Raw genomic sequence first — 13,349 nt, forward strand, 5'->3', positions numbered from 1 at the left:
GAGCCAGAGTTGGAGCTCACCGGCGAAATCAATTAGCGCACAACCCTTTCTGGCCACCCATTTATAAACACCGACCCATCTGTTTTCAGGCGAATCTCAAGCACTCGCTCGACTTTGTCGTTGGATTCAATTCGCACATCATAACGCTCCGTCAAATAATGAAATTGTTGATTGGTAGAGCCAACCCAGCGGCGATTCCGATCTGGTAAATCCGCCTCATACGGGCCATCCACTAGCACATCCGTATAGCGAAGAAGTTGATCAACGCCAGGTAGTCGCATCGCATCAAGCTCATTTTTTGTATACCCACTGAATACCATCACCGATAGCCCCAGTGACTGGACTCCTTGAGCAACGACAGCCAAACCTTGTGCTTGCAACATGGGCTCGCCACCGAGAAAGGTCACCCCTTCAAGATCGTGCGCATGATGCGCATTCCTCAGCCAGTCGAGAACCGATGAAGCCGAAACAAGCTCACGCTCAGCCAGCTGCAGATACGCCGGGTTGCAGCAGCCATGACAACGTTTGTTGCAACCTTGCACCCACAATGCAGCTCTTCGCCCCGGCCCTTCGGCTTCGGTGCAAGGTAGGCGAGATGCCATGTTTAACCAATGCACAATTTCACTCCAGCTCAAATAGCAATTTGCCACCTGCAATATGAATTTCAATTGCTTTCCCCCGAATCTGATCAGGGGTGGCCATTTGTGCAAACAGAAAATCGGCCAGTGGATCAATTAGCTTATTGGTAAGCGCATTGGGGACGCCGCGACCACCCGCTCCCCGATCCACTTCTCTGATCAGTAAAGCTAGTATCTCGGCCTCCTTGACCAGTCTCAGTTCAGAAACACCCCATTTATCCTTCAGCCCTTTGCGTAGCGGCTCCAACTTGGCACGGGCAATGTCAATCAAAAAGCCATCGTCACGCATGAAGTTGAATGGAATAATGTTGGCCTCACCAATTCGCCCTAACAATTCTGGGCGCTTCAGCTCGTGTACGAAGTGATGCCGAACCTTTTGGATGAATTCATTGCGCACATCCTGACTTTCATAACTGACCTCGGCTGCGCCAATGTTCGAGGTGAAGACGATGACAGTATCCGAAAACATCACCGTTTCGCCCTTGCCATCCGTCAAGCGCCCGTCTTCTAGAATTTGCAAAAACTTGTCGAGAATGCGGGGATGTGCCTTCTCAATTTCATCAAACAATAACAGAGAAAACGGTCTTTTTTTGACCGAATTGGTCAACTGCCCACCAGCCTCGTAACCCACGTAACCTGGCGGTGCACCCACCAATCGCTGGTCAGCATGCTCGTGATTGAACTCTGACATGTCGAAGCGAAGGCAGGCCTCTTCGTCGCCGAAGAGAAACTCGGCAATTGATTTCGCCAATTCAGTTTTACCGACGCCCGTTGGGCCGACAAAAAACAACACCCCCTTTGGAGTGCGTTGCCTGTATGAGTGTTGAAGCCCCGATAGTCCCGTGAAGGCGCGCACGAGAATGCGGCGCACCGACTCAATGGCTTCCCCTTGACCTTTGACGCGCCGCCCCAGCGTTTCGACAATGGTCTGAAGTTTTTTGTGATCCAGTTGCTCCCAAGGACTGTGCCTGCGGCCATGGCGATACAAATTGAGTAGAGACAGCGCACTTGAGACTTCGGTCTCTTGTCGTGAAAGTCGTGCGAGATTGTGAATGTCGCGAATACTCTGTCCCTCCAGTCCATCAACGAAGTCAGCCAACTCACGCCCGCCTTGCTGCAAAAGGGGCTGTAGTCGAAACACTTCTTTCAATCCCAGTACAGCAGACTCGCGAATTTGCCTGGTCGGCAAGGGAATTGCTATTTCCCCAAATAGTGGATTGTTCAAGTAGAGCGATGGTGGCAACACATTCAAGCCCCCACACAACAGCACCAGCAGTGATTGAGGCTGCCCAATGTTTTCAACATTTCTAACCACAGCAGCATCACGGGTAGCCTGCCCTAGGCGCAGCAACCATCCGCGCTCATTCTCACTCAACGAGTTGGCGCTACCAAACAAGTATTGCGTCCAATCCAGCACAAAAGCGACTGGCTTTTCGGCACGAGGTTGTCGTAGCCATTGCGCAGCAACAGCCAGAAAGTCATCCGCGCTTGCCGAAATGCCGCTGGATGCGGGGCTCGGCACAGATGTAGGAGGCAATTCGCCCATGTCATAGGCGCTCCCCTCGGACGTGCTGCCTCTCACTGCATGTGGCGTAACGGAGCTTTGCAATTCTCCCCAAGTCCTCGCATCAATGCCACTGACACCATTGATGCGGTTCCAGAAAACCACATGCTGGTACCCGCGCTGACCCAGTAGGCTCTTCAACGCGGTCGGCAAAGCAATCCATTGCCCTGGCGCTTCGGGATCAGATGTCAAATCACCCGTGTTGCCATGCAATATCACACCGCGCCGTATGCCGCATTCGCGACGAAAGTCTTCCTGCCACGGCAACAAAACTGAACTCATTTACTTCTCTCCTGTGTCGCATCAGGGTAAGGGCGAGCATCCTGATCCAGATCATCGGGGTTGACCCATATCACGCGCTTGTCGCTCAGGCTAATCCCGTAAGCATCTTGTAGCGTTGCCATGACAGGGGCGACATCTTTCTCGCACGTTTTGCCTTTGTACTGATGAAACTTGTAGCTGAGATGGCCGCTCAGGTTGACGCGGAAATCCGCCTGCGCGCCAGCAGGACGACGGGCGCGAATCAGTACTTCATCTTGCCCTTGTGATGTGAGATGTTCGGGGCCATCCACGACAAAGCCAGCTTGTTGCAGAGACTGATACACCGCCCGCACAACTTCACGACGCTGGCTTTCGCCCACGGCTGCTTCATCCTGTTCTTGCGCCAGTTGGTTCAAAGCTTCGGCCTGTTCTTCAGGAGCCAGTCCTGTCGCATGAGCCAACGCCTCGCGCAGCTTTGCGGCACGTTCGCCACCGCCCATATTCGCTTCATGTTCCAACTGCTGTCTTTGCAGCGTTAGCACATCGGTCACGGCATCTCGCTGCGCACGCTTTTTCATTTCCAATAACTGGCATTCAGCGTCCTCTTCATACCGTTGCTGAACTTCGCGCAAAGCGGATGAAATTTGCGCCGGGGTCATGTTATTGCCAGCATTGCCAAGTAGTCGCCCGCGTAGTTGCTGCAACTCACCGAACGCAGCATTGAGTGCGACTGGTGTGCTCCAACCGCTCAAGCCTTCGCGCCAGGCCGCCTCAAGTTCTGCCTTCAGCTGCAACTGTCGTTCGGCCTCAACTTGCTGCGCTTTGCGGAATGCCTCGACTGCGGCCAGCTCCGCTTCATGACGGGAACGGCGCTGCTCGCGCGCAAGCCGTGGGAACCCATGAAATCGACCACCCAGGGAACGACTCATATCTCTGGCGGCAAACGGGTCGGAATCCAGCAAAGCCTCCATGCGCCTGAGTTCAGAGCTCAGCTCACGAAACTCTGCTGGAATAACGTCGCTCAGCCCTTGACTAACGACATCATTCAAGATGCTCCGATAGCGCTCCACAAAAGGGCGTGTTGTTTCTCGCACACGCTGCCGATCAAGCTCTTGTTTACGCTGTCGTTCAATTCGATAGCGGTACTCATCAGCTCGGCTCATACTTTTATCTCCTTTTATTCTTTTGTTTGTTTTTCATCTGAACGTGCGCTTCCGAAGCAGCAGCTGGAGCAATGCGCGAAGACGCATATGACCTGGAATCTTGCGTATTCAAACCAAGAGACTTCGCTTTGTTGCGTAGGTTGATGTCATTACTCACAAACAAAACTTCATTCAGCCGGAAGAACAACGCAGTTGAAAGAATGGCATGATCGGGTTGCTTGGCATCCCACTCTGCGGGCAGCAAGGCCGTATATTCTTTTTCATGGCGGATGCGATATGAGGTCGCATCCAACTGGCGAATGGCTGCGCGCGCCTTGACCGCACGAGCATCATCTTCACTAGTCTTCAAGCCATCCAGCTCGCTCAGAACGCGATGAGGGACAAGCGGAATATCTTCGGAAGGAAGATCCTGTAAAAGCTCAGGACTTTCCATCAGAGCGCTGGTGTCGAACACCACAACGCGGTGCCCAATCTCAACCGGGGCCAGCTTGTCCTGAGCCAGAAAATTCCAGCTTTCCACTGCTTTATTCAACGCATCCCAGAGGGGCGATGATGTGTTTAAAGCGTGAAAATGCTCAGTCGCTTTACGCCAAGCGCGCACGGCATTCAATGCACCTGGGGTCAGGGTGCGTACATCCATTTGGCCATTACCAGCCGCTTTCAACGCCTGGTCGCCAATACTCCGGTAAATATCCTGGACGGCTCTCTCAATAACTTGCATTGGTTGCTGTACGGCGTGTGGGCCATACAGCTTCAAATCTTTGCGCTGCAATGCGTGCTCCAGCCACACTTGCCGCAACTCGCTGGAAAGCAATTCTTCTGGAATTTCAGTGGATGAAGGCAAAGCTGATCGCAGCTTCGCCAATGAGTCCAAGGCAAGAATGGGGGCCGCATGAGGCAGCAACGCAGCTTGCAACGACGCTGCCTTGTCGGCAGACAAGACCTGAGCTATCTGGATTAATAGAGATACGACATCATCAGGATCAAGCTGATTGGGCGTATGTCGCAACGACTCATCCATAGCTTTCGACAGAACCTCTTCCCAAGCAGATTTCCAGTCTTTCCTATCTGGCCGCCACAATCCAATTGCTTGTGTAGCGGGCTCGATCAACGCCACCAGATCATCCAGAGGCCGTTCGGCACGCGCGGCAAGCCACGGCCACACCGTTTCTCCGATTGCATCGACATCCCGCCATGCGACGGGCATGAGGGCAATACGTGGATCATCGGAGTGCTCGCAAGCCCCCTCCAAATCTCTGCGCAGCTTGGCCCAAAGCACGGTTGCAGCATGGTCACTCAATGTCACCGCTAGGCCACACAGGCGCGGCTGTCCAGCCCAATAGAGGCGGAGGTTCCCGGCTACTTCTACTTGAGCGTTCGCTACGCCGCTCTGTGGCAGAGACAAGCTACGAAATCCCGTCATAATTTCTGCTGGGGTGGGCACGAGCAGTGTGAGCACGGTCGGCTGTTTGCCACTGGCAACCAGTTCTGGTGCGTTCACTTCAGACGATAAAACGATGGTGGGTGTTGCCGCATCCGCCGCAACGCCTTGCGTAACGATGCACAACCGCGCTCTGACTGCACCCCTATTAGTTGCTGTAATGGGACGGGCAGTACGGGCATCGCGTAAAACAGAAGAGCCAATGACGGGCAGAGAAGCATTCGGTTCGCTTGTCAGTGCGCCAGCAAGCAGAATTTCCCATGCCAGTTCGGATTGTGCTTGCTCCAGCCAGCGCTGCAATGCGGCATCACGCGGAGCACTCGCGGACAGCACACCATCCTCGCTGCACGAGATTTCGAGCCTGCGCTCTCCCCATCCAGATAGCTGAACCACGGGCGCAATGCGGTCTACAACTGTCGCAGGGTTTTTCCAGTCATAAGTTTCCTGCGCTATGGCGCGTTCGACTTGCGGCAACGGATTTTGCGGCCTCAAAGCGTTGTCGACGAAGCTCATGCGGCTCATGTTGCCTTGGCTCTGCAGCCCACCATCCCTCTTGGCCGGTTTGATCTCATCACCGATAGGATCGTAGTGATGACTGACTTTGATCGTGCGCGAGCGCACCGGCAGGCTGTCGCTGCGCAAGAATTGCAAGCCATCGGCAGTCAATTCAAGCTCAGTTAGACGCACCTCGAGCATATCAAGGGCGTAACGCTTGGGCAGAGCACCCAAAGCGGAAAGTTCAGATACGCAGCCCTCCAGCAGTTCACGCACATCGCCTGCGCCCAATTGATCCCGGAAAACACCAAGTAAGGACAGGCTCTGTTTATCAGGTAAATGGAGCCCAGGATCACACAGTCGCAATACCATCCGTTCAAACACCGTGGGTTTGCGCTCGGTGTGATAGGTCACCTCGGATTCAATGCGATACAAGGGCAAGGGAACGGAAATTTCTGCCAGCTTCATGCGCGCGCCCCCCGATTACCGCCCTTGTCGCCCAGGGGCGTAGCCGCTCGGTTGGGTGGGGCATTGAACCTGCCACGTTGCTGTTGTGGCTGCTGGGGCAGCATATCCGGTGACATCAACTGCCTTGCCGGAACTAGCCGTGCATCGCGCTCCAGTTGATCCAGAATGTCCTTGTAAACGGCTCGCTTCACGCTGCCTGCGCTGTCCATACGCGGCAAATCCACCTCGTAGGACGCATACATGCTTTTCGCGCCGAAGACGACCAGCAGCGCCTGCGCGCGCGAAAAAGCCACATTGATAAATTCAAATCGAGCGACATTGGCCTTGCTGGAGCGACGCCGAGGCTGATTGCCCGAGCGCAAAGGATCGTACCCATCGTGGCGCACCATGCTGACCAGCACGATTGACTTTTCCTTTCCCTGATAGCGAATCACGGTATTGACCTCAACATCGAGGCATTCGAATCGACCGTTGGAACCCTGTGGACGGCGGCGACGGATGGCGGCACGAATTTCTCGGCATTGGTTGGCATAGAAAGACACCACGCCGACTTTGCGTTTGTTTGTACGTGAGTAGCCTTGCGCAGCGGATTGCTGTTCGATTTTCTCTAGCGTTTCGGCAATCAACTCCGCTTCCAGCTTATTGGTGCGCCGTGGCTGGTTGCCGTCCATGTCTTCACGGTGAATCTGGTTGTGCAGGTTGTAGGTTGTGTCCACCCACAACGCATGGTCATCCGGGGTGAGTAAAGGTGAGCCGCCGTCCACATTCCTCAATGTCAGTCCGTGAACACGGCGAAGCTTCTGGTCTGGATCATCGTCAGGTCGAAGGAGGCCGCATTCCAACTGCCCTTCGTAAAAGTGGTTCACCATCGCCATGATTTGCGGGTGCATGCGGAACTGCACATTGAGGCGTGCGCGGATGGCATCGTCCGCCATCTCGAAATGCGACTTGAACAACGAGGCTGTAACCATCTTCTCAAAGCGGCGCAGGTTGTCGCGGGTCAGCAAGGTTTGCGCGTCGGCAAGCTTGCCAACGCTGTTTTCCTCTGCGTTGGCCGCTTCGCTTTCTTCTACTTCATCCATGAAGCTACGAGCTTCGTCGCCCTCCTGAAACAGCGGCGGCAACTGGCGGTGGTCGCCGACCAACACAGCGCGGCGCGCACGCATCAAGGGCATCAGCAATTCAAGCGGCGTGGCCTTGCTCACCTCATCAATGATGGCAACATCAAAACTCGCCTGCCCAGCATCGTCCAACGTGCGTTCGTTTTCATTGCAGCTAATGGCCACCACATTGCAGCTCGCCAGAAAATCCGCGCCCAGATGCTGCCAGTCCTCTGCTGAAGCGTTGTTGCGGCTCAAATCACTTTTCCAATCATCCAGCAACGGCCCCCATGTCTGGCGTTGGTATTGCTGGCTGGCCTGACGTTGCTCCAAGACTTTGATGATTTGGGCGACGGTTTCGATGCGCTGCGACAAAGTCGCAGCAGGCTCCAGCGGCAAGCGATTGCCTTGCGTGATCGCCTCATCTTGCAACAAGGCCTGAACCTTCTGCTCATGCTGCCTGTGCTGCTCGACCCAGCCATCGATCTTGCTTTGGGCGTTGCGCTCTTGGTTTCGCGCGGCTCGCACAAGGCCATCGTTCGGGGCTTCAGGTGTGGGCTGAGACAATTGAGCCTGCGTGGATTGCTTCACGATTTCGATGGCCTGATCGATGACCGTCCGCGTCCTCTCCAATGCTGTTAGGCTGACATCCATTTCGTCTGCCAGTTGAGTCGCGTTCTTAATCGGAGCGCACCATTCGGACGCTTGGCGAAACAGGCCGTCATAACGGCTGCGCTCCAAGCCCACGCCAGCCTGCTCCAAATCTTTGAGCTCCTTGCGCGCGGCTCTCCAAGCATTTACGTAAGCGTCGTCCTTCTCCATCTGCTCCTCCAAGGCTTTGACCTCACTTCGGAGCGATTCAATACGTAACCGGGTGCTGGCATCCTGAATCGGGCCGCCCGCTGCTTCGCGCAGGCGACGAATGTCCGCATCAATAGCTTCTCGCTCATTCGTGAAACGCCGCCACGCAGCCAGCATATGCGCCAGCATTGCGCCCCGACTGCCTGGATGGGCCAGCCAATCGTCCATCGAAAATTTCACGAGCAATCCTGCAGCCTCGCAGGAAGCAAGGCCTTGCGCCAGATTTCTGGCAGGCTCATCCACATACCGCAAGTCGCCATGCAACGTTTCGGCTTTGCCATGCAGCAAGGCCTGAATGCTGTGCAGGCGCTGACGTTTGGCCTTGTCCTCATCCAGCATCGCACAGGCAGCGTCATACGCCTGCTGCGTCTGCGTTGTCTGGCTGCGGGCCGATGCAAAGTCCGTTTCAAGCTGCCCACGTCTGGCGCTCAACTCCTTCTCGTCGTGCAACACAAAAGCCGCGCGCTCATGCCACTCCAGCAAGAGACGCAAGTCTTCGTCACCGCGCTTCCACACTGCAAGACGGTCTTCGGTTTGCCCGGCCAAGGCCTTGTAGTAACGCTGCAAGGCTGCCTGCCCCGCGAAGGCCGCTCCATCCTCTGTCACCTTGCGTTCATTCCGCGCCAACCGCACTACGCGCAAAGAACCGTCATGCCCCAACCTGTCCAGCGCATTGTCCACTGCGGTATGCGCCTGGGATGCTAGCAGCACCCGCTGCCCGCGCCGCGCCAATTGGACGATGGCTTCCGCGATCACAGTGGTCTTGCCCGTGCCCGGCGGCCCTTGAACCAAGCACAAATCCGGTGCAGACAGAATCTTGACCACGGCTTCTTTCTGGGCCGGATTGAGCTTGTCATTGGCCCACTGGGTCACCGGCTCCAGACGTTGCGGTACGGAAACCTGTGCAGCCTCGAACAGATAATCAGTTAAATACGGCGCATAGCCACCCTGTTCTTGCAACTGTCGCAACGCCTGTTGATGGCGCTTGATCAGACTCATGTCGCCTGCCGTTGAAATGGACAGAAAACCGGACTCCGGGATTTGACTCAAGATGCGCTGGCGCAGGGCATCCGGCTCCTCGGCATTGGCGAGGTCATTCGCGTCGTCTTCGGTCAGTGAGACGGTCAGCTCGGCAAATACGGGCGCAGGCCAAGGACACTCCGGCAAGTTGCCGTCCTTGGGTAATTGCCTGTCTTTCGGCAACGATGCAGGCTCTGAGAGTTTGCCAGCCTGCCCTAGCCGAGGAAGGCGGCGCTCCTCCCTTTCAGGCAATCCGAACACCCACGGTTCTTTGGATTGACCAACCTGAAACGCCACCAGATCATCCCGCCCCAAAGCCTTGCGGTCTTTTTGCAAAGCCTGTGCGCTCTGCGCGACCAAGGAAAAAACCAACTGCTCGTCACGCCATTCACGGCTGATGTAGCGCAAGCCGCGCGCCTTGTGGCGGATGAGGCTTTCTTTCCATCGAAGAAACTCAGTCCACTCGGTCAACTGCTTTTCGGTTTGCTGCGTGATTGGCGGCAAGTCGGCCAACAGTTGCGGCGTGAGCAGGTTATTGACGCGCTGAATGCGCCGCTGACCGGGCGCGGATTGCAAGCTGTCATGCACGGCAAATGCAGTGACTTCGCGCTCGAAAGATCGCACAGGTAGGTCGGCAGTCTCGATGAAACCATTGATGAGAAAGAGCGGTGAAGAAGATTCGGTGGGCCAGCTTCCCGTGGCGATGAAGGCGCATCCGTCTGGGAAAGGCCAATCCCGCCCAGCGGCGTTTACCCGAATCGCCATCTGTGCGTATCGTGGATTCTGCTTGTCCCGCTGCCGATTGGAAACATAGCCCGTGATTGGCATATTGTTTGGGAAGAGCAGCTCATATAAAACTTCCATCCCTTCACGGCCGTTGCACCAGTTTTTGAATGTCTGATGGCGGCGCTGAATATCAGCGATAGCTCGATTAAGTCCTCTGTTGCCTAGGTCAAGCGCAATATACAAATTCATCAAAAAAACATAGCCTTGTTAGTCGTCATACGGATTGTTGGGGTCATGCGGGTCGAGGCGATACCCGTCCGACGAGTACAAGCCGAATCCTGCTTCACCATGGCGCAGTTCGTCGCGTGGTTGCGAAAAATCATCACTGCTTCCGCGAAAACCGTGAGAGACAAGTAGCAAGCCCACCAGCAGCAGCGTCATCCAGAAAGCCACATAAAACAGCAATCCCAGCACCACTAGCTTAATCGCCCACACGAACACAGAGGCACCCGCTTGCGGCACTCTCTTCGATACCAACCAGTTTGACGCCCGCCGTTCGCCACGCACATAGGCGCGCCATCCACGGCCAAGAGTGCGTCCGAGGCGTTCTGCGGTGCTGATGCGAGCTGTCGTGTTCATGATCGTCTGCTGCTACAGCGGCATACCTATTCCAGTTTGCTCCAATCCTGCTTGCTTGCCTGTACCAAGGCGTTCCAGTCGTCTGGCGGGTTTCCGCGTCCAAGCATCTTCTCGAACACGGCATACGGGTCGGACTTGCTGCCCGAAGACCGTAGGGTCTGCTCGTCGTTAACCCAGGCGTACACGATGACCTTCGCCTTCGAGTCGTACCGGAAGAACAGCCGGTAACGCCTTCCGAGCTTGGCCCGCCGCCAGTGGCGATAGGCCGACCCCATGGTGTTGCCTTGACGGTACTCGTCGCGTGCCGGATCACTCGGCACCACGTCTTGTATCAACTGGACCAAGGCTCGGAAGAACTTGACGTTGGCGTTGGACACGAACCCTTGCGGGTCGTTCTCTTGGGCACGCAGCACAGCTGCGCGCAGCTTCATCATCTGCTCGATCAGGTTGTCGTGGAACAGCAGTGTCCAGCCATGCTGTTGCATCAGATTTCCACGTCCTCAGCGAAATCATCGCCCAGGTCCACCTTGTGGCCCGCGTGCTCCAGCATCGTGCGAGCCAGATCCTCGGGCAGACCGCGAACATTCCGGCCTGCTTCAATGTCGCGCGCCAGCAGGGCCAGGAACGCGGCAATGGCCGGGTCCTCGTGCTCCGCATCGGCACGGGTCACGACCACTTCACCGCCGCGAAGCTCGAACGCGAGCTTGCTGCCGGTATCGGCACCAAGCGCCTGGCGGATGGACTTGGGCAGCGTGATCTGCCCCTTGGATGTCAGCGTGGCAACTTCGTGAATGGCAGGCATGGCGGCTCTCCTGATAGCAATGCCTGCATTGTAAGGATTATTCCTTACCAAATCAATGCAAGGTTTCATGATGTTCTCCGCATTCAACATTGAACCTCATCGTAGGGAGGGAACAGTGAGCCTTCCCGCATCAATCCGGCCTTGGTGAACCCCGCATTGATGCTGGACGGTCAATGCTCGCTGCCCTATACCCAAGGGATGTAACGGCCAAAGAGCCAAAAGGGCAAGGGAACGGGGGACAAGGGGAAAGGCTCTACCTCGAAAAGGCGAAAAGGCGAAAAGGCCTCCCGGTAAGCCCACCACCAGGACACCCGGATGCTCTCTCTGTTCCAACGAAAACGGGCCTCGGGGGCAGTCGCTCCGTTGCCAGCACCCGCTACCGATCTCCCGAAAGGGCTGATGCGGCCGCAGTCGGCCGCATCGCTGCTGGCCACGCCGCGGCGACAGATACTGCTGGAACACATTTGGCAGAGAACCTCGCTGTCTCGCCGTCAGTTCGCCACGCTGTACTTGGCGCCATTGCACCGCTATGCCGAGCTGGTCCAGGCTTTCCCGGCATCCGAAGCGCATCACCATGCCTACCCAGGCGGCATGCTCGACCACGGCCTGGAAATCGTCGCCTACGCGCTCAAGCTGCGGCAGTCCCATCTGCTTCCCATCGGCGCCAGCCCCGAAGACCAGGCAGCGCAAGCCGAAGCCTGGACCGCCGCCGTTGCCTATGCCGCACTGCTGCACGACATCGGCAAGATCGCCGTCGATCTGCACATCGAACTGGCCGACGGCAGCATCTGGCACCCGTGGCACGGCCCGCTGCTGCACCAGCCATACCGCTTCCGCTACCGCGATGATCGCGAGTACCGGCTCCACAGCGCCGCGACAGGCTTGCTCTACCGGCAACTGCTCGACCGCGAAATCCTGGACTGGCTCAGCGGCTATCCGTCCCTGTGGGCGCCGCTGCTCTACGTCTTGGCCGGGCAGTACGAGCACGCCGGGGTGCTGGGCGAACTGGTCGTGCAGGCAGACCGTGCCTCCGTCGCTCAGGAGCTGGGCGGCGATCCCACACGCGCGATGGCCGCGCCCAAGCACGCACTGCAACGCAAGCTGCTCGATGGGCTGCGCTACCTGCTCAAGGAAGAGCTGAAACTGAACCAGCCCGAAGCCTCCGACGGCTGGCTCACCGAGGATGCGCTATGGCTGGTGAGCAAGACAGTCTCGGACAAGCTGCGAGCGCATCTGCTGTCCCAGGGCATCGACGGCATCCCGGCGAACAACACCGCCGTGTTCAACGTGCTGCAGGACCACGGTATGTTGCAGCCGACGCCCGATGGTAAAGCGATCTGGCGCGCGAGCGTGACCAGTTCAACCGGCTGGTCCCATTCGTTCACCCTGTTGCGGCTTGCACCTGCGCTGATTTGGGAGCCTGGAGAGCGGCCGGCGTCGTTCGCTGGGTCGGTGGCGATCGACACGACACCGGTCGACAAAGATGCAGATGCCTCGGGGCAAACGCCGGCAATCGCGGCAATGCCTCCTGCCGAAGATCGGCAGTCCGCTTCGTGGAAGGACGTCGGCGGCGGCTCTGCCACGCTTCAACAGCCCGTTGCCCAAGCAGTGCCAGATGTCATGGAAGACATGCTCGCGATGGTGGGAATGGGGGATTTGCCTACCCTCCGGAAGGATGCAGAAGCCGCCTCGGTCGAAGTGCCTGCTGCAGGCCGTTCAACGCCTGCACCGCACCTGGCGGAGCCTTTGCCTCTTTCACCAGCGCCCGCGTACACGGCCGCGCAGCCATCCGGTGAGCACTTCGTGGCATGGCTGCAACAGGGCATCGCCTCACGGCGGCTCATCATCAACGATGCAAAAGCGCTGGTGCATTCCGTCAGCGATACCGCGTACCTGGTCAGTCCTGGTGTGTTTCAGCGCTACGCACAAGAGCATCCCCAGGTAGGCAGGCTGGCCAAACAGGAAAGCCAGCAGGATTGGCAATGGGTGCAAAAGCGCTTTGAACGGCTGCAACTGCATCGCAAGCAGCCCAACGGGCTGAACATCTGGACCTGCGAAGTCACAGGGCCTCGCAAGTCGCGGAGGCTGCATGGATATCTGTTGCTTGAACCTCGTTCGATATTCAATGATCAGCCGCCAAACAACCCATTCTTGAAGTTGGCATAGTCAAC

General features: G+C 56.9%; 9 protein-coding genes. 1 reads left to right on the forward strand and 8 read right to left on the reverse strand.

Going from position 1 to position 13,349, the window contains the following annotated elements:
• Positions 1-32 precede the first annotated feature (32 nt).
• From ISG32_RS07965 to ISG32_RS08000, 8 genes are read right to left on the reverse strand one after another with little or no spacing between them, the layout of a single operon-like run.
• On the reverse strand, positions 33-668 hold the full coding sequence (locus ISG32_RS07965; RefSeq protein WP_228529678.1) for a 4Fe-4S single cluster domain-containing protein: 636 nt from the start codon (positions 666-668) through the stop codon (positions 33-35).
• On the reverse strand, positions 622-2,484 hold the full coding sequence (locus ISG32_RS07970) for an AAA family ATPase (protein WP_194770505.1): 1,863 nt from the start codon (positions 2,482-2,484) through the stop codon (positions 622-624). The genes ISG32_RS07965 and ISG32_RS07970 overlap by 47 nt, the downstream gene beginning before the upstream one ends.
• Entirely contained in the window at positions 2,481-3,626 is a 1,146-nt protein-coding gene (locus tag ISG32_RS07975) for a coiled-coil domain-containing protein (RefSeq protein ID WP_181127542.1), read from the reverse strand. The genes ISG32_RS07970 and ISG32_RS07975 overlap by 4 nt, the downstream gene beginning before the upstream one ends.
• A 4-nt stretch (positions 3,627-3,630) precedes the next feature.
• Positions 3,631-6,030, reverse strand: coding sequence for a PIN domain-containing protein (locus tag ISG32_RS07980; RefSeq protein WP_194770506.1), 2,400 nt, complete (start codon positions 6,028-6,030; stop codon positions 3,631-3,633).
• Positions 6,027-9,986: a DEAD/DEAH box helicase gene (locus tag ISG32_RS07985; protein ID WP_194770507.1), complete on the reverse strand. Its 3,960-nt coding sequence runs from the start codon at positions 9,984-9,986 to the stop codon at positions 6,027-6,029. Before ISG32_RS07985 ends, ISG32_RS07980 begins: the two co-directional genes overlap by 4 nt.
• 18 nt (positions 9,987-10,004) lie before the next feature.
• A complete protein-coding gene (locus tag ISG32_RS07990) occupies positions 10,005-10,376 on the reverse strand; it encodes a DUF3742 family protein (RefSeq protein ID WP_181127545.1) in 372 nt (123 codons plus the stop codon).
• Between the two features lie 26 nt (positions 10,377-10,402).
• Positions 10,403-10,861, reverse strand: a complete 459-nt coding sequence (locus ISG32_RS07995) for a type II toxin-antitoxin system YhaV family toxin (protein WP_181127546.1) — start codon at positions 10,859-10,861, stop codon at positions 10,403-10,405.
• Positions 10,861-11,178 carry a type II toxin-antitoxin system PrlF family antitoxin gene (locus tag ISG32_RS08000; RefSeq protein WP_071038033.1) on the reverse strand — a complete coding sequence of 106 codons (318 nt, stop codon included), beginning with the start codon at positions 11,176-11,178 and terminating at the stop codon, positions 10,861-10,863. The genes ISG32_RS07995 and ISG32_RS08000 overlap by 1 nt, the downstream gene beginning before the upstream one ends.
• A 315-nt stretch (positions 11,179-11,493) precedes the next feature.
• Between ISG32_RS08000 and mobH the strand changes: the two genes are divergently transcribed.
• Complete coding sequence (mobH, locus tag ISG32_RS08005; protein ID WP_181127548.1) at positions 11,494-13,344, forward strand: MobH family relaxase; 1,851 nt, start codon at positions 11,494-11,496, stop codon at positions 13,342-13,344.
• Positions 13,345-13,349 lie beyond the last annotated feature (5 nt).

Source organism: Diaphorobacter caeni (assembly GCF_015354245.1).
Classification (GTDB): domain Bacteria; phylum Pseudomonadota; class Gammaproteobacteria; order Burkholderiales; family Burkholderiaceae_C; genus Diaphorobacter_A; species Diaphorobacter_A caeni.

Bases quoted from the DNA above. Each gene is read 5' to 3' on its own strand.
- ISG32_RS07995 (WP_181127546.1), bottom strand. From the start codon at position 10,861: ATGCAACAGCATGGCTGGACACTGCTGTTCCACGACAACCTGATCGAG.
- ISG32_RS07985 (WP_194770507.1), bottom strand. From the start codon at position 9,986: ATGAATTTGTATATTGCGCTTGACCTAGGCAACAGAGGACTTAATCGA.
- ISG32_RS07990 (WP_181127545.1), bottom strand. From the start codon at position 10,376: ATGAACACGACAGCTCGCATCAGCACCGCAGAACGCCTCGGACGCACT.
- ISG32_RS08000 (WP_071038033.1), bottom strand. From the start codon at position 11,178: ATGCCTGCCATTCACGAAGTTGCCACGCTGACATCCAAGGGGCAGATC.
- ISG32_RS07980 (WP_194770506.1), bottom strand. From the start codon at position 6,030: ATGAAGCTGGCAGAAATTTCCGTTCCCTTGCCCTTGTATCGCATTGAA.
- ISG32_RS07975 (WP_181127542.1), bottom strand. From the start codon at position 3,626: ATGAGCCGAGCTGATGAGTACCGCTATCGAATTGAACGACAGCGTAAA.
- ISG32_RS07970 (WP_194770505.1), bottom strand. From the start codon at position 2,484: ATGAGTTCAGTTTTGTTGCCGTGGCAGGAAGACTTTCGTCGCGAATGC.
- mobH (WP_181127548.1), top strand. From the start codon at position 11,494: ATGCTCTCTCTGTTCCAACGAAAACGGGCCTCGGGGGCAGTCGCTCCG.